This window comes from Ruegeria sp., from assembly GCF_965243365.1.
Classification (GTDB): domain Bacteria; phylum Pseudomonadota; class Alphaproteobacteria; order Rhodobacterales; family Rhodobacteraceae; genus Ruegeria.
In genome coordinates this window covers 3,209,681-3,235,487 of the sequence record NZ_CBDEUW010000002.1, presented here as the reverse complement: position 1 = coordinate 3,235,487, position 25,807 = coordinate 3,209,681, and the positions used below count along the sequence as shown (strand labels likewise).

Below are 25,807 nucleotides of genomic sequence, written 5' to 3'. Positions count from 1 at the left end.
CCTCCCATAGCTGTCTCGGGCTCATGCCCAACCGTCATTGGCGATCAGAGCCTTGATGCGGTCCTGATCGTATTCCGTTTCCAGACGCACCGCCTGCGCCTCGGCAATCTCGGACGGGTCGCCCTCAACCGCAAAAGGCTCGGCCTTGCGCCATTCGGCCAGGTAAGCATCACTGTCCTTGGCATTCACCTTCATGGCAGCGCGGTCGATGGCTTGCTCGAACCGTTCTTCCAACTGCCGCTTGGCACCCCGACGGCCTTTGCCGACGATGACCTGAGCGGGAATATCGCGCCAATATACGATGGTGACGTCAGGCATTACTGTGATTCCTCCTAACCCGATGGGCTGGTTCTAAACTTCAATGTGGGCTCGGGTCGGTCGAATTTCGACACCCGACGCATTTCCAGCGACGTTTTTGCCCACAGTGGTGTACCGGGCTTGTATCCTAAGATCACCCCAGGCTTCACATCAAAATCTTCATGACTTTAATGAGCGTCTTGCGTGATCGGAATGCGCGACCTATGGTCAGGGTAACTCGAAAATCGGAGGGCGTTACGATGGCGCCCAAGCGTCCCAAAGGTGCGGGCGCGTTCCCGAAGGCGGTCGAAAGCCCCGCGCCGGCAAGACCCGATCCGGATGCATTATATGCGGCACTGGATCTGGGGACAAATAGCTGCCGCATGTTGATAGCCCAGCCCAAGGGCAGCGGGTTTCATGTGGTCGATAGTTTTTCCAAATCCGTGCAATTGGGCGCGGGTCTGGAACGTACCGGACGTCTGTCGCGGGCGTCGATGTCCCGCACCGTTCAAGCGCTGCGGATTTGCCAGCAGAAACTGAAGCGAAACAAGGTCAGACGGATGCGTTTGATCGCGACCGAGGCCTGCCGCCGTGCCAAGAATTCACGCGAGTTCATTCGGCAGGTCAAACGAGAGACCGGTCTGACGCTTGAGATTATCCAGCCCGAGGAAGAGGCGCGTCTGGCGGTCATCTCCTGTGCCCCGCTGGTCTCGACCAAGACGGAACAGTTGTTGGTCGTCGATATCGGCGGCGGTTCAACCGAGTTGGTGTGGATTGACATCTCATCCGTGCCACGTCGCGACCGCCCTGCGGCGATCATGCGGCTGCATAACGGTTTCCATACCGCCGACAGCCCCTTTCCGGCCGCCAAGGTGGTGGATTGGATCAGTGTCCCCTTGGGTGTCGCCACACTGCGGGACCAGTTCAACGACGTTGAGGACGACTCGGCGCGTTTCGCCCTTATGAGCTGGTTTTTCGAGGAGAATCTGGCCGATTTCGCGCCCTACAAGGATGAACAAACCCGCGAAGGGTTTCAGATCGTCGGAACCAGCGGCACGGTCACTACCGTCGCGGCCTCGCATCTGGGGCTCAAGCGTTATGACCGGACCAAGGTCGATGGGCTGCGCATGACCAGCGATCAGATTGACAAGGTCATACGAGGCTATCTGGAACTCGGCCCTCAGGGCCGTCGCCGGGATCCGCGTATCGGCGATGATCGGCAGGCCCTGATCATGTCCGGCTCGGCAATTTTGCAGGCGTTGCTCAGATGCTGGCCCACCGACCGCCTTTCCGTGGCGGACCGGGGCCTGCGCGAGGGTTTGCTCTATGCGCAGATGAGCGCGGATGGTGTATTGGAAGACGGACCGTTCTGATTGCCGATTGAGGACTGGACAATAATAGCGATCGCTTATCGCACCAGCACGGCCTCCACCACAATCTGTTCGCTTGAAGCGGCTGGGTATGATGTATTTTGCCCGGGGTTCAACCTTGTCAACATGATCCCACATTGGGCTTTGGCGATTGGCGGCATTCACATCGCTGTCCCGGCCTCACAGGCGCCGGACGCGCGCGATTTGTTGCGTAGCTTCGACAACACGCCTCGGGAACGACCCACTGCCATTTCGCACCTCATGAATGGCGTTGGATGGCTGGCGTTTGATATCTCTTCCCCCTGGCCAGACCTGATAATAAGAAGCTAGGCCCTTCTTGATAAGCTTCGGGCAAGACGGTATGGACCTGACAGCTTCCAGGAGATTGATCGCATGGCAAAGACGCCGAGCGGAAAAAACAATTCAGGCCGCGGGCAGCGCGACCTGAAGGTGAAAGTAAAGACAGCACGCGGGCGCAAGCTCAGCTCAACCCGTTGGCTGGAACGGCAGTTGAACGATCCGTATGTCAAGCGCGCCAACGCCGAAGGATATCGCGGGCGTGCGGCCTTCAAGATATTGGAACTGGATGATAAATTCCGATTTCTAGTGCCGGGCGCGCGCGTGGTCGATCTGGGCTGTGCTCCGGGTGGTTGGCTGCAGGTGGCGGTGCAGCGCGTCAATGCGCTGGGCGAGAAAAGCGGCAAGCGGATCGGGACGGTTCTGGGCGTCGACCTGCAAGAGGTCGAACCGGTCGCAGGCGCCGAAGTGCACCAGCTGGATTTCATGGAAGATGACGCCGATCAAAAGGTCAAAGATTGGCTGGGCGGCAAGGCAGATGTAGTGATGTCGGATATGGCCGCCGCATCCTCGGGCCACAAGCAGACCGATCACTTGCGGATCATGGCTCTGTGCGAAACCGCCGCCTATTTCGCATTCGATGTGCTGGAAGAAGGTGGAACTTTCGTCGCCAAGGTACTGGCCGGGGGGGCCGAGGGTGATCTGCAAAAACTGCTGAAACAGAAGTTCACCAAAGTGGCGAATGTAAAACCGCCTGCCTCACGGTCGGACAGTTCCGAGAAGTTTGTCGTCGCGACCGGGTTTCGGGGCTAACCGCCCCTAGTCCAGATCGAACTTGCCATCAATGATCCGTTGTTCCCGCAACGACGCGTTGGCAATTCCCTGCAGCAACAACGCCTCACCATGGTTCACATATACTGGCTTTTTCGCGCGCAGTTCAGCGATGCGTTGATCCAGCGAGGTCTTTTGGCGCCCCACGGGAAGCTGAACCGTGGTGGAATAACGTTGAGACATGACGCACCTGCAAAAGTTCGTTCCTGGTTGTCATATCGTTAAATTTTGCCGGTAAAGTGGCGCAAATCAGCCCGTTCGATGCCATTTCGGCAATCCTGATGATCAGCCTGAATCCGTCACCTGCTGCGCATTTCGAAGATCAATCAGCGCGCCGTTATACTCTGCCCCAAGGATCAACATGGCTGAACACAGATACAAAAAGATCAGCGCTGCCATAGCCCCGGCAAGCCCGGCATAGGTGGCGCTGTACGTGGCGAATTGAGCGATGTAGATCGAGAACCCCCAGCCCCCAGCAGCCCATAATGCAAGCGTCAGGATCACCCCGGGCAGGATTTGTGACAGGCGGTGCCGACGTGTCGGCAGGATCAGATGTGCCAGAAGAACGGTCCCTGCCGGAACGGCCACTGTGAACGTCCAACGCAGGCGGTCAACAGAAAGCCATTGACCCACGTTTACATCCGTCTTTTCAGACACCAGCCGTGTGTAGACCGGCAACACAACCTCGACCGCTGCAATCGCCAGAATGGCGGCTCCGCCAAGAATAACCAGCACCAGACACATCAAACGTGTCTTCCAGAACGGCCAGTGGTCCTGATCGTGATAGGCTTGCGTCATGGCTTTGCGCACGGCAGCGACACCATTCGAGGCAAAATATACGGCCAGCAAACCACCCAGGGTGATCACGCCCGTCCCTGCCCCGTTTAGAACTGCGCGCAACTCGGACACAATCGGGTCGGCAACATCTTTGGGCCAAGCCCCGAAGATCAACTCAATCAACTCATCAGTGACATAGCCTTGGGATAATGTACCGGCCAAAGCCACGGTAAACAGAACGAATGGGAACAGTGCCATCATCAAAGACATGGCGACATGGCTGCTCATGACAAAACCATCTTTGTTGTTGAACCGACGCAGGGCCAGCCAAAAGGCGTTAAGGAATTGGCCTGTCGATGGAATCAAAGCGCGTGTCATATCTGGACCCTAACCCACGTTTTGACCTGGCTGAACATGGCAATACCGCTGGAATGCTGAATTCTTGCCGATAAATGCCTGACCGGATTGCATAAACACGTCGGGCTGTGCAGGATCGCGATACGTAATCAACTAGGCAGCCGCATGACCTCTGACAGCCCAGACAGCAGCCCGCCCCGCTCGCGCCTGACGCTGGCTGCGGTACGAGATATTTGCATTGTGGCGACTCTGGTCGTTGTGGGGCTTTATGCAGGGGCGCGATTTCTGATCCCGCTGACGATGGCTCTGCTGGTCAACGTCCTGATTATCGCGCTGGCCGATCGCGTCCGTGCGGTGACGCGCGCTCCGGTCTGGCTTGCCAACATCGCCGGAGTCACGGTGGTTCTGGCCGGTTTATTCATGATCATGTACGTGCTGGGCAGTCAGGCCACCCAATTCGCGCGCTCGATCAATACTTATGAAAACCAGTTCGACACGGCTGTGAACCGCATCACCGGGCTGGTGGGCAATGACGTAACCAGCTTTATCCGGGACAATCTGGTCAGCATCGACATGTCGTACGTCGCCCGTATATTGCTGGGCAGCGCAACCTCTCTGCTAAACCAGTTCTTTTTGATCAGCCTCTATGTGGCGTTTCTGATGGCCGAGCGGCTGGCGTTCCGAAAAAAGATCAGGCTTGCAGCCGGCAGCCCGAAACTTGGTGCTGATTTCGCCGCCATTCTGGATGCAATTTCATATAGTTTGCAACGCTATGTGGGTGTCAAAACCTTCATCAGCCTGATCACAGCCACAATCAGCTACTCGGTATTTCGCGCCTTGGGGCTGGAATATGCCGAGACTTGGGCCGTGCTGACCTTCGCGTTGAACTTCATCCCGTCCATCGGCTCAATCATCGCGGTGGTCTTTCCTGCCATGATCGCATTGGTTCAATTCGAGAGCATCGGCCCTTTTTTGGTGATCGTGCTGGGGTGCGGCACCCTCCAGTTCTTGATTGGCAATTTTCTGGATCCCGCCATGCTGGGTCGATCCCTCAATATGTCGACCTTTCTGGTCATTCTGGCGCTGACCTTCTGGACTACCATCTGGGGCTTGATCGGAGCCTTCCTGAGTGTCCCCCTGACCGTCTGCCTGTTGATCATCTTCAGCCACATTCCGGCCCTGCGCCCAGTGGCAATTCTCATGTCACTGGACGGCAGGCTGGCTGAAGATGACACGCGCAGCCAGTCAGCTTTGACAGAGTGAAATCAAAGCACCCCTGTCCTTGATCCTGAGGCGACCGTACCCGCCCTCAATCAATCCCTGATCTGTCAGGCTGTGCAGCGATCGATGCAGCGTTACCGGGGACACTGCGATCATCCCCGCCAGTTCTTCCTGGGAAATCTGAATCCAGCCGTCACTGTCAGCGGCCACCTCCTCCAGATGAAGCAATCGCAGAACAAGACGTTTCAAAGTGCCCGTCACGCCAAGATTGGCGATGATCCGCAGGGCTTTCTGCATATTCTCGTAGGATAACGCATAGAAATCGCGCAAGAATTCCGGGTTATCCCTGACCATGCGATCCAGTCGGGAACTTGGAAAAAACAACGTCTCGGTGGGCTGGGTCGCCACAACGCTGATCAGCCGCGTCGTCGAAGCGAACAGCGCAAGGTCGCCAACCCAAAACCCACAGCCCTCTTGATGCATGGTGAAGTCCTGCCCGTCATCTGCGGGCGTCGTGATTTTAACCGCACCACGGACCACGCCATGTATGCCATCGGCCCGGTCGCCCAGCAGGTAAAGCGCCTGATCGGGCTCGTAGCTTTTACTGACCGCACAAGCCCAAAACGCCTGCTGAAAAGCGGGGGATCGAGCCGTGAACCAGCTTGATTGTCTTAACGGGTTTTGGGACTCCAGATTTTTTAACATCTGTATATTTCAACTTTATCATATGATAGGTTTGGAACCGCTGCACTAGCTTACGTTATTGCCATACGATTCCCGAGCAAACTGAATTTCTACGGGAAATCTACAGCTTATCGACGAGTATTGAAATCAATTCAAATCGCGAACGCTAATCAATTCGAAGGACTGCCAAAGTCCGCAAGTTCAGGAGCAACACATGTTACCTTCCTCTGCTTTATTACACAGCTGGCATACAAGTTTGCGCAAAGCTGCCGTGGCCTCGCTGGCCGTTGTGCTGGCCATGCCAGCCTGGGCTCAGGATCAAAAGCCAAACATCCTTGTCATTTGGGGTGACGATATCGGACAGTCCAACATCTCGGCCTATACGATGGGGCTGATGGGGTATCAGACACCCAATATCGACCGTGTTGCCAAGGAAGGCATGATCTTTACCGATTACTATGGCGAGCAATCCTGCACCGCCGGGCGCTCGTCATACATCATGGGTCAATCGGTGTTCCGCACTGGCCTGTCCAAGGTGGGCCTACCGGGGGCGGATCTTGGGATGCAGGTCGAGGACCCGACAATCGCTGGTTTGCTGAAAGACCACGGTTATGTGACCGGTCAGTTCGGCAAGAACCATCTTGGCGACAAGGATGAGCATCTGCCCACAAACCACGGTTTCGATGAGTTTTTTGGCAATCTCTATCACCTGAACGCCGAGGAAGAGCCTGAGAATGAGGACTATCCCGGCGATGCGATTCTACCTGACGGTCGCACCTTCCGCGAAGCCTACGGCCCGCGCGGTGTGATCAAATCCAGCGCCGGTGGTGAGATCGAAGATACCGGCCCGCTGACCCGCAAACGCATGGAAACCGTCGATGAGGAAACGCTCGCCGCTGCGATCGACTTCATCAAGCAGGCCGACGCGGAAGGCACGCCTTTCTACGTTTGGTGGAACGGAACCCGCATGCATTTCCGCACCCATGTGAAGGACGAGATGCGCGCACAGGCGAATGAGATCTTCGGAGGCCCCGCCGATGAATACACCGCCGGTATGATCGAGCATGACATGCATGTCGGCCAATTGCTGGACCTGCTGGATGAGCTTGGCATCGCCGACAACACCATCGTCCACTACTCAACCGATAACGGCCCGCACATGAACACCTGGCCGGACGCAGCCGCGACCCCGTTCTGGGGCGAGAAGAACACCAACTGGGAAGGCGGGTGGCGTGTACCCTCAATGGTGCGTTGGCCCGGCCAGATCGAGGCGGGATCGATCAGCAATGAGATCGTCCACCACATGGACTGGCTACCGACCTATCTGGCCATCGCCGGTGACCCGGAAATCAAGGAAAAGCTGATGGCCGGTTACAGCTCGCCTGCTATGGGGCGCGACTACAAGGTGCATCTGGACGGCTATAACATCCTGCCCCTGCTGACCGGAGAGACCACGGAAAGCCCGCGTCGCGAGATATTCTATTTCTCGGATGACGGCGATCTGACCGCGCTGCGCTTTGACGACTGGAAGCTGATCTTCCTCGAGCAGAAGGCCTGGGCCACCCTGCGGGCGTGGATCGAACCATGGACCGAGCTGCGTATCCCGCTGATCATCAACCTGCGCCGCGATCCGTATGAGCGCGCCTACCGGACGTCGAATACATATTACGACTGGCTGTTGGACCGGGCGTATTTCCTGGTTCCGGCGCAGCAATATGTTGGCGGCTTCCTGGCCACTTTCCAGGAATTCCCACCGCGGCAGGAAGCAGCCAGCTTCAACCTGGACCAAGTGATGAAGAAGCTGTCGCAACCGACAAACAATTGATGCGAAAGGTCTTATGATACTTCAGGGGCCGCTGACTATGCGGCCCCTGATTATTTGAAACGGAGCATTCCCATGAAACTGCCATCGCTTTCGATTCTGCTGATCACCCTGCCCCTGATTGCTTTCGCCGATCCCCTGCCCAGCTGGACGGATTCTGAATCGAAGGATCGGATTATCTCGTTCGTCGAAGCGGTCTCTGATCCGGCGCATACGGACTACGTCACACCGTCTGAACGGATCGCCGTTTTTGACAATGACGGCACACTTTGGGCAGAGCAGCCGGTGTATTTCCAATTCATCTTTGCCATGGACCGTCTTGCTGATCTGGCGGAACAGGACCCTTCGATCCTGACCAGCCCCGCGTTAAAGGCAGCAGCTGAAGGGGATGTCGAAACCGTTCTGAAAGGCGGGCATGACGCTTTGATCGAAGTGGTCAATGCGACCCATGCTGGTGCAACCGTTGACGCGTTTCAGGACGCAGTTGCCGAATGGCTGGATACGGCGCGCCATCCGAGGACCGACCTTCCTTACCATCAGATGACTTACCAACCGATGGTCGAGTTGCTGCGCTATCTGCGAGATGAGGGATTCAAAACCTATATCGTCTCGGGCGGCGGCCTGCATTTCATGCGCGTCTTCGCCGAGGAGGCGTATGGGATTCCCCCCGAGCAAGTTCTGGGCACCTATGGCGAAACATCCTATGACAGCTCGACCGGAACGCCGGTGATTACCAAAACCACCGGAATCGCGTTTATCGACGACAAGGAAGGCAAACCCATCAACATCGAACGTACTATCGGGCGTCGCCCCATCCTTGCGGGTGGAAACTCGGATGGTGACTTTGCCATGCTGGAGTGGACAACGGCCGGTGACGGGCCACGGCTGGGGGTTCTGGTCCATCACACGGATGCCGAACGGGAATGGGCTTATGACCGCGAAAGTCCGATAGGTCGCCTTGTCGACGGGCTGGATAAAGGGCCCGACATGGGCTGGGTTATCGTTGATATGGCAAATGACTGGTCACGCATCTACACTGGCGCGAACTGAACCTTTAGGACTTCAACGCCCCAATGTGGACTCTGCTTGTCTCGTTAACCGTATTCGCAATGTACTGTGTCGCGGGCGTTTTTGCCGTGCGCGCGGCTCAGACCGCCCGCACACCGCAGGGCGCGGTTGGCTGGGTGGTCTTCCTTTTGACCGCCCCTTTTCTGGGCGTGCCGCTGTACCTGTTCCTCGGTCATCATCGGTTTCGCGGTTACCGCATCGCGCGGCGGGAAAGCGAAAGGGTGGTCGAAGGCATCAAGTCTTTTGCCGATTTCTCAAAACCTGACCCGGCGACGTTACGCATCAATCCCCGCCCGTTCGAGGCGCTGGCCCATCTGCCGGTGTCCCGCGGCAACGGGGCCGAGTTGCTGGTCGATGGTGAAGCCACGTTCAAAGCCATTTTTGAGGCCATTGATACGGCCAAGAATTATATACTTATCCAGTTCTACATCATTCGTGACGACGCACTGGGCCGCGACCTTCGGGATCGCCTGATCGACGCCGTAAATCGCGGCGTCCATGTCCGCTTTATGACGGACGCGGTTGGAAGCTACGGATTGTCGTCCTCGTACCTTGAAGGTCTGCGCGCGGGCGGAATCGATGTAGCTGACCCGCGCGAACAACGTGGGCCGAATTTCCGATTTCAACTGAACTATCGAAATCACCGCAAGACCGTGATTGTTGACGGTGAAACCGGGTTCATTGGCGGCCATAATGTCGGCGTCGAATATCTGGGTCAGAACCCCAAATTCGGGCGCTGGCGCGATACGCATCTGAAGATGACAGGGCATATCGTCCGGCAACTACAACTGATCTTCATCGAAGACTGGCACTGGGCCCGCAACGAGGATCTGATCGATCAACTGGACTGGGCCGGAAGCGAATCTGAACAGGACATGAATGCCCTTCTGGTCGCGACGGGCCCCGGAGATGACACCGAGACCGGTGCAATGATGTTTTTTGCCGCCATCGCCGAAGCGAAAGAGCGTCTTTGGATCGCGTCCCCTTATTTCGTGCCGGACATCGACATCATGACGGCCCTGCAACATGCGGCACTACGTGGCGTAGATGTGCGCATTCTGGTGCCCGAGGTGATCGACCATCGCCTGCCATGGCTGGCTGCCTTTGCCTATTTTGACGAGATCCGCAACTGTGGGGCACGGGTGTTCCGATACACCGACGGGTTCATGCACCAAAAGGTCATTCTGGTCGACGATACGCTGGCCGCCGTTGGAACAACCAATCTGGACAACCGGTCCTTCCGGCTGAACTTTGAGGCAATGGCGCTTTTCTTCGACAGCCGTGCCGCGCAAGCCACGCATGACATGCTGAAAACCGACTTTGAAGCAAGCTACGAGCTCACGCGGTCCCTGCAACAGCAACCGGCGCATATTCGCTTTGGCGCGCCGATCGCACGGCTTTTCGCCCCAATCCTTTAGGAAAAGAACTTTTCCTGAAAGACACGGGTCATCAGCGCAACAAGGAATGCGGTGGACAGACCAAATGCCAAAAGTCCCGTGACCGACGCAAAGGCACCGAATATCCGCAACCCCTCGCCCAGAACGATGTCGCCGTATCCCAGCGTCGTGAATGTCACCAGCGAGAAATACAGCGCTGTATTCCAGTCAGGCAAGACATCCCCCAGAACCCACACAATAGCCCAGATCCAAACCTGCACAGTGTGTGTGAAGACTATGAATACAAGCGCGATGCCAATGGGCCCGGCCGTTGCCAGGATTGCGCTGCTGCTTTCCCATTTCTCAAGGAACCGGCGCAGCGTCAGGACGCACCATGTCAGCAAGATGATCTCGATCAAAAAGCAGACGCCCAGATAAATGCTGCCCCAAAGAATCTGCTGCGACAACGTCATTTAGCCGGTCCTTTCCCGTGCCTCGCCCTCTACTTCCCCAGAATGGTCTGCCAATGTGATTTGAACAACCCCACCGTCAGAAACAGCGCCTGCGGCGAATGGAACCGGATAGCGGTCAGCGCTGGACTCCGCCGGTGCGGGTTGCACATTGTGAGCTGCACAATGCGAGCTTTCCGATGCTTCTGACCATTGACCACGTCTCAAAATCCTATCCCGGCGGTCGGCCTGTTCTGAGTGAGGTATCCCTGAACCTGGATCAGGGCGAAACACTGGCCCTGACCGGAGAAAGCGGCAGCGGCAAAAGCACCTTGCTGCACCTCGCCGCAGCTCTGGATGGGTTCGACGGGGGTGAGATCACCCTAGACGGAACCGCCATATCCAATCTGGATGACACAGGTCGGGCAGCGCTGCGGCGGATCACCCTGTCGCTGGTGTTTCAACAGTTTAACCTGATCCCCTCGTTAACAGTGCAACAGAACTTGTCGATCCATGCCCGCCTCGCCGACCGCGAGGATCCAGAGTGGACAGCAACACTGGCCGAGCGCCTGGGCCTTGCAGAACTGCTACAGCGCTACCCCGAACAGCTGTCGGGCGGGCAACAGCAACGGGTCGCCATTGGGCGGGCGATGGCCACACGGCCCAAGCTGTTGCTGGCAGATGAGCCGACGGGCAATCTGGATGAGACCGCAAGCGCGGTGGTACTGGACCTGATGCTTTCCCTGGTCGCTGAAACAGGTGCCGCTTTGCTGCTTGTCACCCATTCGCAGGATATCGCCGCGCGATTGGACCGACGGGCACATCTGTCAGGTGGTCGGATCACATGATCGGGCCGTGCCTGCAGGTTTTGCTGTCGCATTGGCGCAGCCATCGGCTGCAATTGATAACCCTGCTGACCGGGATCGCTCTTGCGACCGGTTTGTGGTCCGCTGTTCAGGCCATCAATGCCGAGGCGCGAGCCAGCTATGCTCGGGCCAATGCTCAACTGGCTTTGGGTCAGTTTGACGAGCTGCATCACCCCGCCGGTCCGATCCCCTTAAAGCAATACGTGGCCCTGCGGCGCACGGGCTGGCAGGTGGCCGCAGTTCTGGAAGGCAATCTGCGGGTGAATGGTACGACAATCCGTGTGATGGGCGTGGATATGGTTACCTACCCCGCGGTACCCGCCACCACCCAAGCGGAACAGAGCAGCGCACCCCCTGATCCAGCGGACGTGCTAACTGCGCCGGGTCGCCTGTTGGTGCCGGTGGAGCTCGCTCCCCTGTTTTCCGGACAAGACGGATTTCCACCAATCATTGCCAGTACGGCTCTGCCCCCGGACCTGATCCTGACGGATATCGGCGTGGCGGAAACCCTGCTGGCGCAGCCTAACATGATCTCTCGTCTTGTTGTCTTGCCAGATCAGCCCGCGAACTTGCCGCGGTTGTCTCAGATCGCCCCTGAACTTGTACGATCCAGCCCCTCTGCCCGGACGGATACTGCGCAGCTGACCGACAGTTTTCACCTCAACCTGTCGGCTTTTGGGCTGCTGTCTTTCGCGGTGGGGCTGTTCATCGTCCATGGAACCGTCGGTTTGGCCTTCGCGCAACGGCGCGGGGTGATCCGCACCTTACGGGCGCTGGGGGTGCCGATGCGCCGCCTTGTGTGGCTGATCCTGGCCGAGCTTGTCCTGCTGGCTCTAATTGGCGGTCTTCTTGGCCTGATACTGGGGTATTTTCTGGCCGGAGCCCTGATCCCCGATGTCGCAGCAACGCTGCGCGGGCTTTACGGCGCACCGGTCGATGGGCAACTCAGCCTTCGCCCAAGCTGGGTATTGGCCGGGCTTGTCATGGCTATCGGCGGCACTCTTGCCTCCAGTGGCCAAGCCTTGTGTCGGCTCTCGCGTATGCCGCTACTGGCAGGATCAGGATTACAGGCGTGGCGCAGAGCGAACTCGCAGCGTCTGGCAGGAATATTGGGTCTTGCGTTACTCCTGGGCGGGTTCGGATTGCTGTTCTCTGCCGGTGGCCTGATCACAGGGTTCGCGCTATTAGCCTGTCTGCTGACTGGCGCGGCCCTGGTTCTGCCAACCCTCTTGTCAGGACTTCTGTCCATTTTCACGCGATACGCCCGCGGACCCGTCGCACAGTGGGTCTGGGCCGATATGCGCGCGCAGTTGCCTAATCTTTCACTGGCGCTCATGGCTCTGTTGTTGGCACTGGCCGCAAACATCGGGGTTGGCACAATGGTATCCAGCTTTCGCCTGACCTTCACCGGGTGGCTGGACCAACGCCTGACGTCCGAGTTGTACGTGACCGCGACAAGTGAAGAACAAGCCGCCAGAGTTTCGCGCTGGCTGGAAACCCGCGCAGACGCTGTTCTTCCAATCCGCAGCGCCGAACTGGCCCATGAAACGGGGCCGTTGTTTCTGTATGGCGTCATTGATGATGAGACTTACCGTCAGAAGTGGCCGCTGATCGCGCGTGCCCCCAACGCATGGGACGATGTCCTGTATGACGGTGCCATTCTGATTAACGAGCAGTTGGCCAGACGCGCTAATCTTTGGCCCGGGGACAGCGTGACCCTTAGCCCGGACCATACCCTGAACATTGCAGGCGTCTATTCCGATTATGGCAACCCAACTGGCCAAGCTATTGTGTCTATGACGCAGCTTGACGCCATTGCACCGGGCACTGCTTCGCGTCGGTTTGGTATCCGCGTTGCGCCGGAAATGGCCGGCAATCTGGCGCGACAACTACGGGAACAGTTCGATCTACCGCCGCGCGCGGTTGTCCATCAGAGCGCGATGAAGGCGCAATCACTGGCGGTTTTTGACAAGACCTTTGTTGTAACCTCGGCGCTGAACATACTGACGCTGGGTGTCGCAGGCTTCGCCATTCTCACCAGCCTTTTGACGCTATGGACCCAACGCCTGCCACAGGTGGCTCCGGTCTGGGCGCTGGGCATGACGCGCGCACAACTGGCACGGCTTGAGCTGTTGCGCAGCCTGTTGCTGGCCACGCTGACTGCGTGCCTGGCTTTGCCGTTGGGGCTGCTGTTGGCGTGGGTTTTGTTGGCAGTCATCAATGTCCAAGCCTTCGGCTGGCGTTTGCCGATGTTCTTGTTCCCAATCGACTGGCTCTGGCTGTTCCTTTTGACCCTACTGGCCGCCGCTTTGGCCGCCGCACTGCCTGCGTGGCGATTGATGCGTTTGCCACCGGTTGAACTTCTGAGGGTATTTGCAAATGAACGTTAGACTTCTCGTGCTGATGTTGTGGCTGCCCTGTGCAGGCTGGGCACAAGGATATGCCGGGCTGGGTGGAACGGCAGAAGGGTTTGATGTCCCGCAAGCCGGCTATTCCTTCTCATTCCCACGCGATCATGGCCCGCACCCAAGCTATCGGATCGAATGGTGGTACCTGACCGCAAATTTACGCGGGGAGGATGGGCAGGACTACGGCATCCAATGGACCCTATTCCGCTCGGCCCTGAAACCTTACGACACTGAAGGTTGGCAAAGCCCGCAATTGTGGTTGGCCCACGCCGCCGTCACCACGCCCGAAATGCACTTTTTCGCCGAGCGGCTGTCGCGTGGCGGAATTGGTCAGGCTGGCGTCACGGCCCAACCTTTTGAAGCCTGGATCGACGAATGGCACATGCGGGGTCAAGACATCGACACCTTGTCTCTTGCCGCCAACGACACCGACTTCGGCTATGAGCTGTCTTTGCAAGCCACCGGTCCGCTGGTGTTTCACGGCGATAACGGTTTTTCCGTTAAATCCGCCGATGGGCAGGCCAGTTATTACTACTCGCAGCCGTTTTACACGGTCGAAGGCATTTTGCGCCTGCCGGACCGGAATGTCGCGGTTACGGGTCAGGGCTGGTTGGACCGGGAATGGTCCTCGCAACCGCTAGCGTCGGACCAGAGCGGCTGGGATTGGTTTTCGCTAAGCTTCGAAGACGGCGACAAACTGATGGCCTTTCGATTACGTGGCGCGCGCGGAGATTTCACCGCCGCGACGTGGATTGGCCCCGATGGACACAGCAGCCCCCTGCCCGACGGTGCCGCGACCTTTACTTCGCAAGAAACAGCTGAAGTCGCCGGACGGGATATCCCCATAAAATGGCGCGTCGAAATTCCTGAACGTGGACTGGATGTCGAGGTGTCGGCCCTGATACCAGATGCCTGGATGGACACCAGATTCGAATATTGGGAAGGCCCCGTGCACGTCTCGGGCAGTCATTCGGGCCGCGGATATCTGGAGATGACCGGCTACTGAGGCTTTGTCGTCAGGGTGTTACAGCTTGTCATTACTGCGGACCGCAACGGAAAGGGTCTGCTCATGAAAAAACTGAAAATAGGCGCCGCGTTGATGGTGGCCGACCTGGCAGCGCATCGCGACTGGCTGATTGATGGCCAACGAGATCTGGAGATTCAGGATCTTATCTTCCCCGAGAACCTGGGCGATCCCGCGCTGGATTTGGTGGCGTCAGCCAAGGCCGCTTTGCAAGGCTATGAGGGCCGATTGGGCATTCATGGCCCATTCTACGATCTGCCGCTCGATTGCCGCGATCCCGAAGTCCGGACCGTGGTGCAAATGCGGCTGAATCAGGGGCTGGATTGCCCTGCATCTTTGGGCGCGACGCAGATGGTACTGCATTCGCCTTACAAAACCTGGAGCTATAATAACCGCGATGCGGATGCGACGGGCCGGGATGCCATGATCGCCCGAACCCATGACACTCTGGTCCCGGTTGTTGCACGTGCAGGCCGTTTGGGCATCGAAATAGTGATCGAAAACATCGAGGACAAAGACCCGAGCGACCGCTTGAAACTGGCCAACAGCTTTGGGGTCGAGCACGTAAAGGTGTCACTGGATACCGGTCACGCGCACTATGCCCACGGGTCAACCGGTGCGCCGCCTGTCGACTATTTCGTCCGATCTGCCGGTGCGCGGTTGGGGCACGTCCATCTGCAGGATGCCGATGGATACGCAGACCGCCACTGGCCACCGGGTCGCGGGACGGTCAACTGGCACGCGGTTTTCGAAGCGCTGGTGCAATGCGCACCAACGGCCCGGCTGGTTCTGGAATTGCGCGACAGCCGGGATGTTCTGCCTGGGTTCGAGTACCTGCAGGCGTTGGGATTGGCAGAATAGCCAGCCCCAATTCACGCGCTAGCGAACAACATACACCGATACGGTCGAATGCCGCACAACACGCGCGGCGTTCGGACCCAACAGATAGTCTTTCAGATCAGGACGATGCGCCCCGATGACGATCAGGTCACTGCCAGCAGACTCGGCTGTGTGCAGAATTTCCTGATACGCGGTTCCGGTCGCCACGACATGGCGCACTTTTGCGTTGCGTTCAGCGCCCAGAACAGAATCTCCCAGCTGTTCCAAGGCTTTATGGGCGTTTTCTATCGCATGTTCGTGATGTTCAGGTTCAAAGAAACTACCGACAAACGACTCACCATAATCCGGCAGCACAGTGACCACATCCAGTTGTGCGCCATCCAGATCAGCCATGCGGGCCGCCTGTCGCAGCACTTCGGCATCGGTTTCCGGTTTTCCGGCGTCAACGGCACAAAGGACAGAGCGTATCATGCGGGCACCTCTTCTTGTCTGGCGGCACGGCCGCGTTGCAGGAAGGCGATCAGCCCCAGCAGGATCATCGCCGGGATATAGATCAACTGTTTCGGAGGTTGGCTAGACGGCAAGCTGACCGAGGTCAGGCGAACAGCTTCATCCCCGTAATAGTCGAAGATGTCCAACTCATCCGCGACAGGTGTGCCGAACAACGGCTCTTCCAGTTTAACCAACCCGTCCTCTTCCAGCAGCAGCAGGCCCATGGCATCCACCCGCGCCTGGCCGCCTTCTTCATCGCCGACGGTTACAACGACCGTGGTGTCCGTCATCTCAAGCGTGTCAAAGTCTGGCCCACTGACCACCAGTCGCACTTCGGACCCCGGCGGCGTCTGCCCTATGGTTTCCACAAAGGCGGATGGTTCTACCGACGCATAAGGCGGCGAGATGCGGTCCATGAAATAATCCGGCCGGAACAGAGCAAAGGCGACAAAGATCAGCGCGATGCTTTCGTAGATGCGGCTATGCGTCAGGAAATAGCCCATTGTTCCCGCCGTAAAGACCAGGATCGCTATCGTCGCGAATATGGCGACGATTATGCCTTCGACCCATGTTACATCGATCAGCAGCAAGTCGGTGTTGAAGATGAACACAAACGGCAGCGCGACGGTACGCAGGCTGTAGAAAAACGCGGTAAAGCCTGTTCGGATCGCGTCGCCACCCGACACAGCTGCGGCAGCGAAACTTGCCAACCCGACCGGAGGTGTCACGTCAGCCATGATGCCGAAGTAGAACACGAACAGGTGGACCGCAATCAGCGGCACGATCAACCCGCTTTGTGCGCCCAGTTCGACCACAACCCCAGCCATCAGCGAGCTGACAACGATATAGTTCGCCGTGGTTGGCAGACCCATACCCAGGATCAGGCTGAGGATACCCACCATCACCAGCATCAGGATCAAATTGCCACCCGACAGGAATTCGACCAGATCGGCCATCACCTGTCCGACACCAGTCAGGGTCACGGTGCCCACGATTACACCCGCCGTGGCCGTGGCCAGGGCAATGCCGATCATGTTGCGCGCGCCATCGATCAGGCCCTGCCACAGGTCGGCAACGCCGTCGATGAAGCGGTTATAGACGTCGCTTTCGCCCCGGAAGATCGCCTTGAGCGGTTTCTGCGTCAGTAGGATGACAAACAGTAGTGCGGTGGCCCAGAAGGCCGACAGGCCGGGTGATTTCTGTTCGATCATCAGGAAATAGACCAGAACGATGATCGGCAGCAGATAATGCAGACCGGCTTTGTAGATGTCAGCAATGACCGGCAGTTGCACCTCTTTGGCATTCGGGTCATCCGGCTCCAGATCAGGCACTTGGGCGGCCAGATACAGCAGCGCGACATAGACGGCACAGACGATCAAGCTCAGCACCAGACCTGCCGCCGACGGCACCCACGCGGTGACCGCGTCGACCGGGAATTGCGAGCCGTAGCACAACCCGGCGAAGACAAGGAAAAAGGACAGCATCCCCACAACCGTCCGCGCCAGATGCACGTCACGGTCGCCCAGCGTGGGCATGTTCCGCTTCACCGCCTCGAGATGCACGATATAGACCAGCGCGATGTAGGAAATCGCCGCAGGCAGGAAGGCGTGGGTGATCACCTCGACGTAAGAGATGCCCACATATTCCACCATCAGGAAGGCCGCAGCCCCCATCACCGGCGGCATGATCTGGCCGTTCACAGACGAGGCAACCTCGACCGAGCCCGCCTGTTCACTGCTAAAACCAACGCGCTTCATCAGCGGGATGGTGAACGTGCCCGTTGTCACAACGTTGGCGATGGACGAACCCGAGATCAGTCCGGTCGCCGCCGAGCCCACAACCGCAGCCTTGGCCGGGCCGCCGCGCAGGTGACCCAGTGCACCAAAGGCCATTTTGATAAAGTAGTTCCCTGCCCCGGCCTTATCGAGCAATGCTCCGAATAGCACGAACAGGAACACGAATTTCGTAGAGACGCCTAGAGCGATGCCGAACACGCCCTCGGAGGTGATCCACATATGGCTCATTGCTTTCTTCAGGCTGGCACCTTTCCAACGGATAACTTCAGGCACCCACTCGGATGAGCCGAAGAACACATAGGCCAGAAAAATCGTCGCAATAATCGCCATAGCCGGGCCAAGCGCGCGGCGCGCGGCCTCGAACAGAAGCAGCAGACCAACAAGGGCGACCCACTTGTCTGTGTCATCTGCAAGGCCGCCTGCGTCGACGATCTTTTCATAGAAGAAATAACCGTAAAGCGCGACAAACGTACCCAGCAGGCCCATGATCCAGTCCTGGACAGGAATGTAGTCACGCGGGCTGGATTTCAGCGCAGGATAGGCCGCAAAGGCCAGAAACATGGCAAAGGCCAGGTGGAACTGACGCGCGTTGTTCACTACGCTGCCAGGCAGAACATAATTCGCCAATGGCGAGGCCAGAACGACCTGAAAGATCGACCAGATTGCCGCCACAACCGCCAGAAAAACTCCGACATTACCGACTGGATTGCGTCCACCCGCGTCGGACGAGGCTACAAGCTCCTGCAGCTCTTCTTCGGAAAGTGGACGATTGGACTGTGTGTCGGAACTCATGAAAATGTCTCCCCGTCGCGGCCTTTTCCGGCCTTCTGAATCACCCGTTTCTACGGGCTTGGGTGGCAGGGCGCCCGTGGGCACCCTGCATTAGGCCTGGCTTACTGAATCCAGCCTTTTTCTTTATAGTACTTCTCGGCACCCGGATGCAGCGGCGCCGACAGGCCATCCGCGATCATCTCTTCGGGCTTGAGGTTGGCGAATGCCGGGTGCAGCTTTTTGAAGTCATCGAAGTTTTCGAAGACCGAGCTGACAACCGCATAGACAGCGTCTTCCGACACATCCGCCGAAGTCACAAAGGTCGCGCCCACACCAAAAGTAGCGGTGTCGCCGTCAGATCCACGATACATACCGCCGGGAATGGTGGCGGTCCTGTAGAACGAGTTGTCGTTGACCAGCTTGTCCACGGCATCGCCGCTGACATTCACCAGAACCGAGTCGCAGGCGGTGGTGGCTTCCTGGATCGAACCCGAAGGGTGACCGACAGTGTAGACCATCGCATCGATCTGGTTGTCACACAGAGCCGCCGACTGTTCGGCCGCCTTCAGCTCGGTCGCCAGTTCGAAATCGTCGGTGGTCCAACCCATTTCGCCCAGCAGAACTTCCATTGTGCCGCGCTGACCGGAACCGGGGTTGCCGATGTTGACGCGCTTGCCCTTCAGGTCTTCAAAGTTGGCGATGCCGGAATCGGCGCGGGCCACAACGGTGAACGGCTCGGGGTGAACCGAGAATACGGCGCGCAGGTTCTCGAAGGGGCCAGCCTCTTCGAATTTCGAGCTGCCGTTATAGGCATGGTACTGCCAGTCGGACTGTGCCACACCAAACTCCAGCTCGCCTTCGCGGATGGTGTTGATGTTGTAGACGGAACCGCCGGTCGATTCGACCGAGCAGCGCACGCCATGCTCTTTGCGGCCTTTGTTGACCAGACGGCAGATCGCGCCACCCGTCGGATAATAAACGCCCGTCACGCCACCGGTGCCGATGGTGATGAACTCTTCGGCGTAAGCCGCCGGAGCCATCATGGCAGCGGTCACAAATGCGCCGAGGCTAAGCTTGCTGCGATTTTTCATTTAAGAACTCCCATTTTTATTTAGTGGGCGAAAAAGACAAAGGCCCCTTGCCCGGGGAACGTGCCGATAAGCCAAACCAGCACGTCTTGCAACGCGTGCAACTTTTTTGAATTTTCCAGTGTCTCCCAACCGCTCTGAGGTTTCATTCAGACACAAAGAATGTCAAGGCCGCTGCTTTGGAGGATGCCTCAAAGCCTCAGATTTGACGCGAAATCAGGAAGTTTCCCCGCCCAGGGGCGATTTGGCAGCCCGAACAAGAGGAATTGGACGGGATATTGATACCCCGCCGCGCCGATCAGATTACCCGCTTGCAACACGCCGTTGCCTCAGTGATTTCAACCAAAGGTTCACCGGGCGTTCATAGAAGCGATAGATGCCAACGGCCGCGGCCTGACAAACAACAAAGACGGCAACAATCATCAGCCAGTGATCAGGGGCTAAAACCAATTCCAGAACCAAGATCGCCGGCCCGATCACCATAAGGTGGCTCAGGTACAAGGCGTAGGACGCGTCGCCCAGCGTCTCAAGAACCGGTAGCCTGATCCGCGTCAAAACGGGTTCGAGCGCGAGCATCCCAACGACGATGAGGCAGGCGGGTATTCCCCATCTGATCATCCTCCACCCCACGTCTTGCAGCAGCGCCAAGGCAACCAGCGACAGGATACACAGAAGAACCCCGGCTATTGGCCCCGGCTTCAACCACCCATCCGCCATACCTTTCGCGATGACCAGACCCGCCGCAAACTCCAGCAAAATCCCTTTTGTGTAGAATTCTGCCACCGGCCCCAAATCCGGGACCAGCCTTCCAACGACAATGAGAATAATGAAAATGGCGACCAGACCGCTAACCAGCCACCGGCGAAACAGGGCAAGCCCTATCGCAAACAAGACATAGAAAAACATCTCCATGTTTAGTGTCCAACCAACGGTCAATATTGGCGATACCAGCGGTTTTGTTTCCGGATCGGCATAAGCGATGAAGAAAAGCGTTTTGAACACCTCCTCCATGGAAACACTTGTAATGCCAGCCATTGCGATGAACGCAAAAGTCGCGGTCCAGTATAGCGGGACAATACGGCTAATCCGGTGAACCATGAACTCCTGCGGTGCCAGCTTGTGCCCGGACAGGTACATCACAAACCCGCTGATAACAAAGAAGATATCGACGCCGTAGTTGCCCAGATAAAATGAACGATCCGGGAGAAACAGACAAATATGGAAAACGGCCACCAAACCGGCAGCAATCGCCCGAAGGTACTGAAGCGTTATGAAATACGACATAGGGTCAGGAGGTTAACAATCCTCAGGAACAAACCCCAGAACTTTGCCACAAGCCTAACCACCGTTCAAGCCGATGCCTGACGCGCCTGAAGCAAAAGGATGCGAACAGTTCTTGGAAAATGTGGTGCCCAAGGAGAGACTCGAACTCTCACGCCCGTGAAGGCGGGGGATTTTGAATCCCCTGCGTCTACCATTCCGCCACTTGGGCCACGGACACTGGATTAGCGCCCCGAACCGGGAAGGTCCAGAGGCAAAAAACGCCTATTTCAAGGATTGTTGGAAACCCGGAGGTTGACGGTCATCCGGTCGCATGATTTGGGTTGAGCGCTCGGAGTTATGGATTTTGTGATTTATGTTGCGTTCGCTTTATGACTGGACCATTCGTCTGGCCGATCACCCGCATGCCCTTTGGGCTTTGGCCGTTGTGGCGTTTGTCGAAAGCTCTTTTTTTCCCATTCCACCTGATGTGCTGATGATTCCGATGATCCTGGCCCGCCCGTCCAAGGCCTGGCTGATCGCGACGGTTGCCTTGGTCGCGTCCGTGCTGGGTGGCTTGCTTGGATATGCAATCGGGGCGTTCTTTTACGAAAGCGTAGGCCAGCCGATCCTTGAGGCCATGGGCAAAGCGCATGCTATGGAGGAATTCAACACCCGGTTCAACGATTTTGGCTTCTGGGCGGTTCTCACCGCCGGAATTACGCCGTTCCCCTATAAGGTCATCACCATCATGTCCGGATGGACGGGAATGCCGCTGGGCACCTTCGTTGCAACATCCATTCTGGCCCGTGCCTTGCGGTTCTTTATCGTTGCAGGTCTGCTTTGGAAATTCGGCGAACCGATCCGTGATTTCATCGAAAAACGCCTGGGCCTGATGTTCACGCTGTTTATAATCTTGCTGTTCGGCGGCTTTTTTGCGGTGCGTTACCTATGACGACTAAAAGAAATCTTATTGCTCTGGCTGCCGGAGGATCCGCGCTTTTGCTGCTTGGGGCCTGGGCGTTCCAGTACATTGGCGGGCTTGCGCCGTGCAAGATGTGCATCTGGCAACGCTACCCGCATGGCGCTGCTTTGGTGATTGGGGTGCTTGCGCTCGCCCTGCCCGGCCTGCGTATCTTGCCGATCTTCGGCGCCTTGGCTGCCTTGATCACCGCCGGGATCGGTGTGTTTCACGCCGGGGTGGAACAGAAGTGGTGGGAAGGTCCATCCAGTTGCACCTCGGGCGATATCAGCGGTTTGTCGGCAGAAGAACTGATGAATCAGATCATGTCCGCGCCACTGGTGCGCTGTGACGAAATCCCGTGGGAAATGTTGGGCGTGTCCATGGCAGGATGGAACGCGATTGTCTCGTTCGGGCTTGCGTTGATCTGGATCGCCGCCTGGCGCGCGCGCTGAGCTTTAGGCGTCCAGCTCCGCATCCCAATACAGAAAGTCGATCCAGCTTTCGTGTAGGTGGTTCGGTGGAAATTTCCGACCGATATTACGCAGGGCTTCGGCGTCCGGTTGCCTGGGCGGTTTGCGGAGGGTCATCCCGGCACGCCGCAGCGACTTGGAGCCTTTGCGCAGATTGCAGGGGCTGCACGCGGCAACCACGTTCTGCCAACTGGTGACCCCACCGGCGGCACGGGGCACGACATGGTCAAAGGTCAAGTTATCGCGGCTGCCGCAGTACTGGCATTTGAATTCGTCCCGCAGAAATAAATTAAAGCGCGTGAAGGCCACGCGCTTTCTGGGTTTTACGTAATCTTTCAGAACAACGACCGAGGGTATTCGGATTTCGGTACTCGGGCTTCGGACAACTTCGTCATACTCGGCGACAATGTCCACGCGATCCAGCCAAGCCGCCTTGATCGCCTCCTGCCACGGCCAGAGCGACAGCGGATAATAGGACAAAGGGCGATAATCGGCGTTCAAAACCAATGCCGGATGATGCTTGAGCGCACCTGGCTCCCTGACAAATTCGGTCCTGAATTCTCCATCCATTATAGAATCGCTCCTCGCTCTGCTCTGCCCATTTTTGACATCAGAGCGGGGAACACCCGCCCCGGCCTTACGATAACTATATATCGTGGTAAATCTCTGACAAGCCCTGAGTTTCCACAATATGTCGAAGATTGGGTAAGCCGAATCGGTAACAGCCGCATGACAGTTATCCACAGGTTGCACACAGCGTGCCCGTCAGGCTATGGCGGGGCATGTCCTGGTTCATCAGATTCAATAAACCGTTCGATGTCCTGCCGCAGTTTACCGACCGCGCCAACGTGGACAGCCCGCGCAGCACCTTATCGGACTTCATCGACCTGCCCGGTGTGTACCCTGCGGGCCGACTGGATCGCGACAGCGAAGGGCTGATGCTTTTGACGGATCATGGACGCCTGCAGGCCCAGATTTCGGATCCCAAACACAAAATGTCCAAGACATATTGGGTACAGGTCGAAGGGATTCCAGACGCTGCCGCACTGAAAGCGCTGCGCGACGGGGTTGAGTTGAAAGATGGTTTCACCCGACCTGCTCGGGCGCGGCAGATTGACGAACCCGATGGTCTCTGGCCGCGAAACCCGCCTATCCGCGAACGTAAGACCGTTCCGGACAGCTGGATTGAACTGACGATCCGGGAAGGCAAGAACCGTCAGGTAAGGCGCATGACCGCCGCTGTGGGCCACCCCACCCTCCGCCTGATCAGGGCACGGATCGGGGATTGGACGCTTGGGGGTTTACCGTCTGGAAAATGGGAAACCCTGGTCATGCCTGCGTTGCCGTCGGTGTCAGGAAGTCGAAAACGGGACCGTCGCCCACGTCGCTAGGGTCCCGTTCAGCGGCGACATTAATGAAAATTAATTTCGGATTATGCCGGTTGCTCCCATCTCTATTAGGCATCTGGAAACCAATGATTGAAATGGGAGTAAGTTATGGACGGACTGTTTGATTCTCCCTATGCGGGAGAAGAAATCGACATCGCGGCGCTTGCGTTCACCGCCGCGGACGCGCATCTGGATTCGCGCTCTAAACCGATGATGGATGAAGATGATCCCGGCAGTGTCCTCTGGTTGCATGGGATCGGAGATACAGACGCGCCCAGTCCTGGCGCGGCACCCAGTGGTACAGACTGGTTCTTCTCATCGCCGGACGGCATTGACCATGAAGGCATGGACGATAGCCGTAGGTCCATTGATGTCAGCACCCCTGAAACATTCGCTGAACTAATGGAACACCTGGAAAACATGCATCCCGACGAAATGCTTGCACTGATCTACAAAATGGTCGAACAGGAACGTCTGGACAAAAATATCGCATTTGCTTTGCGTCTGTCTCGAAGGTAGTTCGGACGCCCGGTTCAGTCAGATTCAACAACCAACCGGGCTCGGGTGCGGCCTGCTCACAGGCTCAGTTTGTCGCGCATGAAGGCCAATGCAACGCTCAGACCGTCGGGGGCAATACCATGGCCGGTCCCCTTCATCACATGGGCGTAGACCTCTTTGAACCCTGCTTCCTGCAGCGCCTCGGCTGCTTCGGGCAGCGATTGTGGGGGTACCACATCATCAGCATCGCCATGCACCAGCAGAATTGGCATTCGGCTGACAACCTCATCGGCCAGCATGTCCGGTTCAATCAGACGGCCCGAAAAGGCAACGATCCCGGCCACCGGGTCTTCGCGACGCGGGGCGACATGCAGGCTCATCATGGTGCCTTGTGAAAAGCCGAACAGCACCACCTGTTCCGGCAGCAAGTCTTCATCCACCATCAATGCATCAAGGAAAGCGTTGAAGTCTTCGACAGCCATTTCCATGCCACGCCGGGCTTCTTCCTCGGACGAACCATCGATCCACGGGATTGGAAACCACTGAAACCCGTTCGGCATACCCGGCAACTGCTCGGGCGCGTCCGGGGCCACGAACAAGGTGTCCGGCAGATGTTCCCCCAAGGGATCGGCAAGCCCCAGCAGATCGGCGCCGTTGGCCCCATAGCCGTGCACGAACACCACGGCCGAGCGCGTGTCCCCCGATACCGGCTCTTTCCGGAGCGCGTTTAAAACCCGTGTCATCTGATCCCTTCTCGTTCTTTGGCCACCCGGTAATAGGCCCACAGCACCCGCGCCGCAACCGACCGCCAAGGCGACCAGGCCTCGGCCATCTGCCGTAATTCCTTGTCGGTCGGGCGTTCCGGCAAGTCGTAAAGAATCCGGGCGGCCTCTTGCAGGGCCAGATCGCCGGGTGCGATGACATCGGCGCGTCCCAATGAAAACATGGCGTAAATCTCGGCGGTCCAGACACCGATGCCGGACACCTGGGTCAGAATGGCCACCACTTCTGCATCAGAAGCGCCCCGTAACGCTTTGTAATCAATGCGTGCCTCGGCCAGAGCACGAGCATATCGAATCTTCTGACGGCTGAGCCCAACGGCCCGCAGATCATCATCGCTGGCCCACATGATCTTGCGCGGGCCGGTCAGCTTGGCTTGCTGCATCCGCCTCCAGATCGCATTGGCCGAAGCGACGCTGACCTGCTGGCTGACAATCGCGCTGAGCAATTGGGCAAACCCATCCGGTCGGCGGCGCAGCGGTAACGGGCCGGTCTGTTCCATTGCATAGGCCATACGCGGGCAGGCCTCGGCTAGCCACGCGGCGCCTTCTGTGACGCAATCCGGCGTTTCGATGATGCGTCCGACGGACATGGATGCTCCGCGCTTTGTGAT

Annotated in this window: 26 protein-coding genes and 1 tRNA gene; 14 read left to right on the top strand and 13 right to left on the bottom strand. The window is 57.7% G+C overall.

The genetic code is table 11. The features are described 5' to 3' along the window. Positions 1 to 21: 21 nt before the first annotated feature. Positions 22 to 318 (bottom strand): virulence factor, encoded by a 297-nt coding sequence (locus tag ACP0GE_RS19745; RefSeq protein WP_170373668.1) that lies wholly within the window; start codon positions 316 to 318, stop codon positions 22 to 24. Between the two features lie 239 nt (positions 319 to 557). Between ACP0GE_RS19745 and ACP0GE_RS19740 the strand changes: the two genes are divergently transcribed. After that, positions 558 to 1,670 carry a Ppx/GppA phosphatase family protein gene (locus tag ACP0GE_RS19740; RefSeq protein WP_424833605.1) on the top strand — a complete coding sequence of 371 codons (1,113 nt, stop codon included), beginning with the start codon at positions 558 to 560 and terminating at the stop codon, positions 1,668 to 1,670. A 390-nt stretch (positions 1,671 to 2,060) separates the two neighbouring features. Beyond that, positions 2,061 to 2,777, top strand: a complete 717-nt coding sequence (locus ACP0GE_RS19735) for an RlmE family RNA methyltransferase (protein ID WP_424833604.1) — start codon at positions 2,061 to 2,063, stop codon at positions 2,775 to 2,777. A gap of 6 nt (positions 2,778 to 2,783) precedes the next feature. On the opposite strand, the gene ACP0GE_RS19730 is transcribed toward ACP0GE_RS19735, so the two are convergent. Further along, positions 2,784 to 2,978: a hypothetical protein gene (locus ACP0GE_RS19730; protein WP_424833603.1), complete on the bottom strand. Its 195-nt coding sequence runs from the start codon at positions 2,976 to 2,978 to the stop codon at positions 2,784 to 2,786. 102 nt (positions 2,979 to 3,080) lie between these two features. Further along, a complete protein-coding gene (locus tag ACP0GE_RS19725) occupies positions 3,081 to 3,950 on the bottom strand; it encodes a YihY/virulence factor BrkB family protein (protein WP_424833602.1) in 870 nt (289 codons plus the stop codon). Between the two features lie 144 nt (positions 3,951 to 4,094). On the opposite strand from ACP0GE_RS19725, the gene ACP0GE_RS19720 reads away from it, so the two are divergent. Continuing rightward, positions 4,095 to 5,192, top strand: a complete 1,098-nt coding sequence (locus ACP0GE_RS19720) for an AI-2E family transporter (protein WP_424833601.1) — start codon at positions 4,095 to 4,097, stop codon at positions 5,190 to 5,192. On the opposite strand, the gene ACP0GE_RS19715 is transcribed toward ACP0GE_RS19720, so the two are convergent. Next, positions 5,175 to 5,855: a Crp/Fnr family transcriptional regulator gene (locus ACP0GE_RS19715; RefSeq protein WP_424833600.1), complete on the bottom strand. Its 681-nt coding sequence runs from the start codon at positions 5,853 to 5,855 to the stop codon at positions 5,175 to 5,177. The genes ACP0GE_RS19720 and ACP0GE_RS19715 overlap by 18 nt on opposite strands. Before the next feature lie 277 nt (positions 5,856 to 6,132). Here ACP0GE_RS19715 and ACP0GE_RS19710 point away from each other — a divergent pair, with 277 nt between their 5' ends. The 3 genes from ACP0GE_RS19710 to cls all read left to right on the top strand — a co-directional run bounded on the left by ACP0GE_RS19710 (position 6,133) and on the right by cls (position 10,142). Then, positions 6,133 to 7,659, top strand: a complete 1,527-nt coding sequence (locus ACP0GE_RS19710; RefSeq protein WP_424833875.1) for an arylsulfatase — start codon at positions 6,133 to 6,135, stop codon at positions 7,657 to 7,659. Between the two features lie 72 nt (positions 7,660 to 7,731). Further along, positions 7,732 to 8,706 (top strand): HAD family hydrolase, encoded by a 975-nt coding sequence (locus tag ACP0GE_RS19705; RefSeq protein ID WP_424833599.1) that lies wholly within the window; start codon positions 7,732 to 7,734, stop codon positions 8,704 to 8,706. Between the two features lie 23 nt (positions 8,707 to 8,729). Beyond that, positions 8,730 to 10,142, top strand: a complete 1,413-nt coding sequence (gene cls / locus ACP0GE_RS19700) for a cardiolipin synthase (protein ID WP_424833598.1) — start codon at positions 8,730 to 8,732, stop codon at positions 10,140 to 10,142. Here the strand turns inward: cls and ACP0GE_RS19695 are convergent. Beyond that, positions 10,139 to 10,573 (bottom strand): ion channel, encoded by a 435-nt coding sequence (locus ACP0GE_RS19695; RefSeq protein WP_424833597.1) that lies wholly within the window; start codon positions 10,571 to 10,573, stop codon positions 10,139 to 10,141. The genes cls and ACP0GE_RS19695 overlap by 4 nt on opposite strands. Before the next feature lie 176 nt (positions 10,574 to 10,749). Between ACP0GE_RS19695 and ACP0GE_RS19690 the strand changes: the two genes are divergently transcribed. The 4 genes from ACP0GE_RS19690 (at position 10,750) to ACP0GE_RS19675 (ending at position 15,708) form a co-directional block, all read left to right on the top strand. Next, positions 10,750 to 11,397 carry an ABC transporter ATP-binding protein gene (locus tag ACP0GE_RS19690; protein WP_424833596.1) on the top strand — a complete coding sequence of 216 codons (648 nt, stop codon included), beginning with the start codon at positions 10,750 to 10,752 and terminating at the stop codon, positions 11,395 to 11,397. After that, entirely contained in the window at positions 11,394 to 13,805 is a 2,412-nt protein-coding gene (locus tag ACP0GE_RS19685) for an FtsX-like permease family protein (RefSeq protein WP_424833595.1), read from the top strand. Before ACP0GE_RS19690 ends, ACP0GE_RS19685 begins: the two co-directional genes overlap by 4 nt. Next, on the top strand, positions 13,795 to 14,829 hold the full coding sequence (locus ACP0GE_RS19680; RefSeq protein WP_424833594.1) for a lipocalin-like domain-containing protein: 1,035 nt from the start codon (positions 13,795 to 13,797) through the stop codon (positions 14,827 to 14,829). The genes ACP0GE_RS19685 and ACP0GE_RS19680 overlap by 11 nt, the downstream gene beginning before the upstream one ends. 63 nt (positions 14,830 to 14,892) lie before the next feature. Next, positions 14,893 to 15,708 carry a sugar phosphate isomerase/epimerase family protein gene (locus tag ACP0GE_RS19675; RefSeq protein ID WP_424833593.1) on the top strand — a complete coding sequence of 272 codons (816 nt, stop codon included), beginning with the start codon at positions 14,893 to 14,895 and terminating at the stop codon, positions 15,706 to 15,708. An 18-nt stretch (positions 15,709 to 15,726) separates the two neighbouring features. On the opposite strand, the gene ACP0GE_RS19670 is transcribed toward ACP0GE_RS19675, so the two are convergent. The 5 genes from ACP0GE_RS19670 to ACP0GE_RS19650 form a co-directional block, all read right to left on the bottom strand. Next, entirely contained in the window at positions 15,727 to 16,158 is a 432-nt protein-coding gene (locus ACP0GE_RS19670; protein ID WP_424833592.1) for a universal stress protein, read from the bottom strand. Further along, positions 16,155 to 18,767 carry a TRAP transporter permease gene (locus tag ACP0GE_RS19665; protein ID WP_424833591.1) on the bottom strand — a complete coding sequence of 871 codons (2,613 nt, stop codon included), beginning with the start codon at positions 18,765 to 18,767 and terminating at the stop codon, positions 16,155 to 16,157. Before ACP0GE_RS19665 ends, ACP0GE_RS19670 begins: the two co-directional genes overlap by 4 nt. 101 nt (positions 18,768 to 18,868) lie before the next feature. Next, positions 18,869 to 19,837 carry a TAXI family TRAP transporter solute-binding subunit gene (locus ACP0GE_RS19660; protein WP_424833590.1) on the bottom strand — a complete coding sequence of 323 codons (969 nt, stop codon included), beginning with the start codon at positions 19,835 to 19,837 and terminating at the stop codon, positions 18,869 to 18,871. 300 nt (positions 19,838 to 20,137) lie between these two features. Further along, positions 20,138 to 21,118 (bottom strand): acyltransferase family protein, encoded by a 981-nt coding sequence (locus tag ACP0GE_RS19655; protein WP_424833589.1) that lies wholly within the window; start codon positions 21,116 to 21,118, stop codon positions 20,138 to 20,140. Positions 21,119 to 21,240: 122 nt separating this feature from the next. Beyond that, a tRNA-Leu gene (locus tag ACP0GE_RS19650) sits at positions 21,241 to 21,326 on the bottom strand. A 144-nt stretch (positions 21,327 to 21,470) separates the two neighbouring features. On the opposite strand from ACP0GE_RS19650, the gene ACP0GE_RS19645 reads away from it, so the two are divergent. Both ACP0GE_RS19645 and ACP0GE_RS19640 read left to right on the top strand, forming a co-directional pair. Continuing rightward, positions 21,471 to 22,049 carry a YqaA family protein gene (locus ACP0GE_RS19645; protein ID WP_424833588.1) on the top strand — a complete coding sequence of 193 codons (579 nt, stop codon included), beginning with the start codon at positions 21,471 to 21,473 and terminating at the stop codon, positions 22,047 to 22,049. Further along, positions 22,046 to 22,510 (top strand): disulfide bond formation protein B, encoded by a 465-nt coding sequence (locus ACP0GE_RS19640; RefSeq protein WP_424833587.1) that lies wholly within the window; start codon positions 22,046 to 22,048, stop codon positions 22,508 to 22,510. Before ACP0GE_RS19645 ends, ACP0GE_RS19640 begins: the two co-directional genes overlap by 4 nt. A 3-nt stretch (positions 22,511 to 22,513) precedes the next feature. Here the strand turns inward: ACP0GE_RS19640 and ACP0GE_RS19635 are convergent, their stop codons facing one another. Beyond that, positions 22,514 to 23,098 (bottom strand): HNH endonuclease, encoded by a 585-nt coding sequence (locus ACP0GE_RS19635; protein WP_424833586.1) that lies wholly within the window; start codon positions 23,096 to 23,098, stop codon positions 22,514 to 22,516. Positions 23,099 to 23,310: 212 nt separating this feature from the next. On the opposite strand from ACP0GE_RS19635, the gene ACP0GE_RS19630 reads away from it, so the two are divergent. After that, a complete protein-coding gene (locus ACP0GE_RS19630; protein WP_424833585.1) occupies positions 23,311 to 23,919 on the top strand; it encodes an rRNA large subunit pseudouridine synthase E in 609 nt (202 codons plus the stop codon). A gap of 105 nt (positions 23,920 to 24,024) precedes the next feature. Continuing rightward, complete coding sequence (locus ACP0GE_RS19625) at positions 24,025 to 24,435, top strand: hypothetical protein (protein WP_424833584.1); 411 nt, start codon at positions 24,025 to 24,027, stop codon at positions 24,433 to 24,435. 56 nt (positions 24,436 to 24,491) lie between these two features. On the opposite strand, the gene ACP0GE_RS19620 is transcribed toward ACP0GE_RS19625, so the two are convergent. Both ACP0GE_RS19620 and ACP0GE_RS19615 read right to left on the bottom strand, forming a co-directional pair. Next, a complete protein-coding gene (locus ACP0GE_RS19620) occupies positions 24,492 to 25,157 on the bottom strand; it encodes an alpha/beta hydrolase (RefSeq protein ID WP_424833583.1) in 666 nt (221 codons plus the stop codon). After that, positions 25,154 to 25,786 (bottom strand): DNA-3-methyladenine glycosylase family protein, encoded by a 633-nt coding sequence (locus ACP0GE_RS19615; protein WP_424833582.1) that lies wholly within the window; start codon positions 25,784 to 25,786, stop codon positions 25,154 to 25,156. The genes ACP0GE_RS19620 and ACP0GE_RS19615 overlap by 4 nt, the downstream gene beginning before the upstream one ends. Between the last annotated feature and the right edge of the window lie 21 nt (positions 25,787 to 25,807).

Coding starts and splice junctions, on each gene's coding strand:
- ACP0GE_RS19725 (WP_424833602.1), bottom strand. CDS start 3,950: ATGACACGCGCTTTGATTCCATCGACAGGCCAATTCCTTAACGCCTTT.
- ACP0GE_RS19745 (WP_170373668.1), bottom strand. CDS start 318: ATGCCTGACGTCACCATCGTATATTGGCGCGATATTCCCGCTCAGGTC.
- ACP0GE_RS19685 (WP_424833595.1), top strand. CDS start 11,394: ATGATCGGGCCGTGCCTGCAGGTTTTGCTGTCGCATTGGCGCAGCCAT.
- ACP0GE_RS19735 (WP_424833604.1), top strand. CDS start 2,061: ATGGCAAAGACGCCGAGCGGAAAAAACAATTCAGGCCGCGGGCAGCGC.
- ACP0GE_RS19620 (WP_424833583.1), bottom strand. CDS start 25,157: ATGACACGGGTTTTAAACGCGCTCCGGAAAGAGCCGGTATCGGGGGAC.
- ACP0GE_RS19715 (WP_424833600.1), bottom strand. CDS start 5,855: ATGTTAAAAAATCTGGAGTCCCAAAACCCGTTAAGACAATCAAGCTGG.
- ACP0GE_RS19665 (WP_424833591.1), bottom strand. CDS start 18,767: ATGAGTTCCGACACACAGTCCAATCGTCCACTTTCCGAAGAAGAGCTG.
- ACP0GE_RS19615 (WP_424833582.1), bottom strand. CDS start 25,786: ATGTCCGTCGGACGCATCATCGAAACGCCGGATTGCGTCACAGAAGGC.
- ACP0GE_RS19630 (WP_424833585.1), top strand. CDS start 23,311: ATGTCCTGGTTCATCAGATTCAATAAACCGTTCGATGTCCTGCCGCAG.
- ACP0GE_RS19695 (WP_424833597.1), bottom strand. CDS start 10,573: ATGACGTTGTCGCAGCAGATTCTTTGGGGCAGCATTTATCTGGGCGTC.
- ACP0GE_RS19625 (WP_424833584.1), top strand. CDS start 24,025: ATGGACGGACTGTTTGATTCTCCCTATGCGGGAGAAGAAATCGACATC.
- ACP0GE_RS19740 (WP_424833605.1), top strand. CDS start 558: ATGGCGCCCAAGCGTCCCAAAGGTGCGGGCGCGTTCCCGAAGGCGGTC.
- ACP0GE_RS19645 (WP_424833588.1), top strand. CDS start 21,471: ATGTTGCGTTCGCTTTATGACTGGACCATTCGTCTGGCCGATCACCCG.
- ACP0GE_RS19690 (WP_424833596.1), top strand. CDS start 10,750: ATGCTTCTGACCATTGACCACGTCTCAAAATCCTATCCCGGCGGTCGG.
- ACP0GE_RS19670 (WP_424833592.1), bottom strand. CDS start 16,158: ATGATACGCTCTGTCCTTTGTGCCGTTGACGCCGGAAAACCGGAAACC.
- ACP0GE_RS19675 (WP_424833593.1), top strand. CDS start 14,893: ATGAAAAAACTGAAAATAGGCGCCGCGTTGATGGTGGCCGACCTGGCA.
- ACP0GE_RS19660 (WP_424833590.1), bottom strand. CDS start 19,837: ATGAAAAATCGCAGCAAGCTTAGCCTCGGCGCATTTGTGACCGCTGCC.
- ACP0GE_RS19730 (WP_424833603.1), bottom strand. CDS start 2,978: ATGTCTCAACGTTATTCCACCACGGTTCAGCTTCCCGTGGGGCGCCAA.
- ACP0GE_RS19710 (WP_424833875.1), top strand. CDS start 6,133: ATGCCAGCCTGGGCTCAGGATCAAAAGCCAAACATCCTTGTCATTTGG.
- cls (WP_424833598.1), top strand. CDS start 8,730: ATGTGGACTCTGCTTGTCTCGTTAACCGTATTCGCAATGTACTGTGTC.
- ACP0GE_RS19705 (WP_424833599.1), top strand. CDS start 7,732: ATGAAACTGCCATCGCTTTCGATTCTGCTGATCACCCTGCCCCTGATT.
- ACP0GE_RS19720 (WP_424833601.1), top strand. CDS start 4,095: ATGACCTCTGACAGCCCAGACAGCAGCCCGCCCCGCTCGCGCCTGACG.
- ACP0GE_RS19640 (WP_424833587.1), top strand. CDS start 22,046: ATGACGACTAAAAGAAATCTTATTGCTCTGGCTGCCGGAGGATCCGCG.
- ACP0GE_RS19635 (WP_424833586.1), bottom strand. CDS start 23,098: ATGGATGGAGAATTCAGGACCGAATTTGTCAGGGAGCCAGGTGCGCTC.
- ACP0GE_RS19655 (WP_424833589.1), bottom strand. CDS start 21,118: ATGTCGTATTTCATAACGCTTCAGTACCTTCGGGCGATTGCTGCCGGT.
- ACP0GE_RS19680 (WP_424833594.1), top strand. CDS start 13,795: ATGAACGTTAGACTTCTCGTGCTGATGTTGTGGCTGCCCTGTGCAGGC.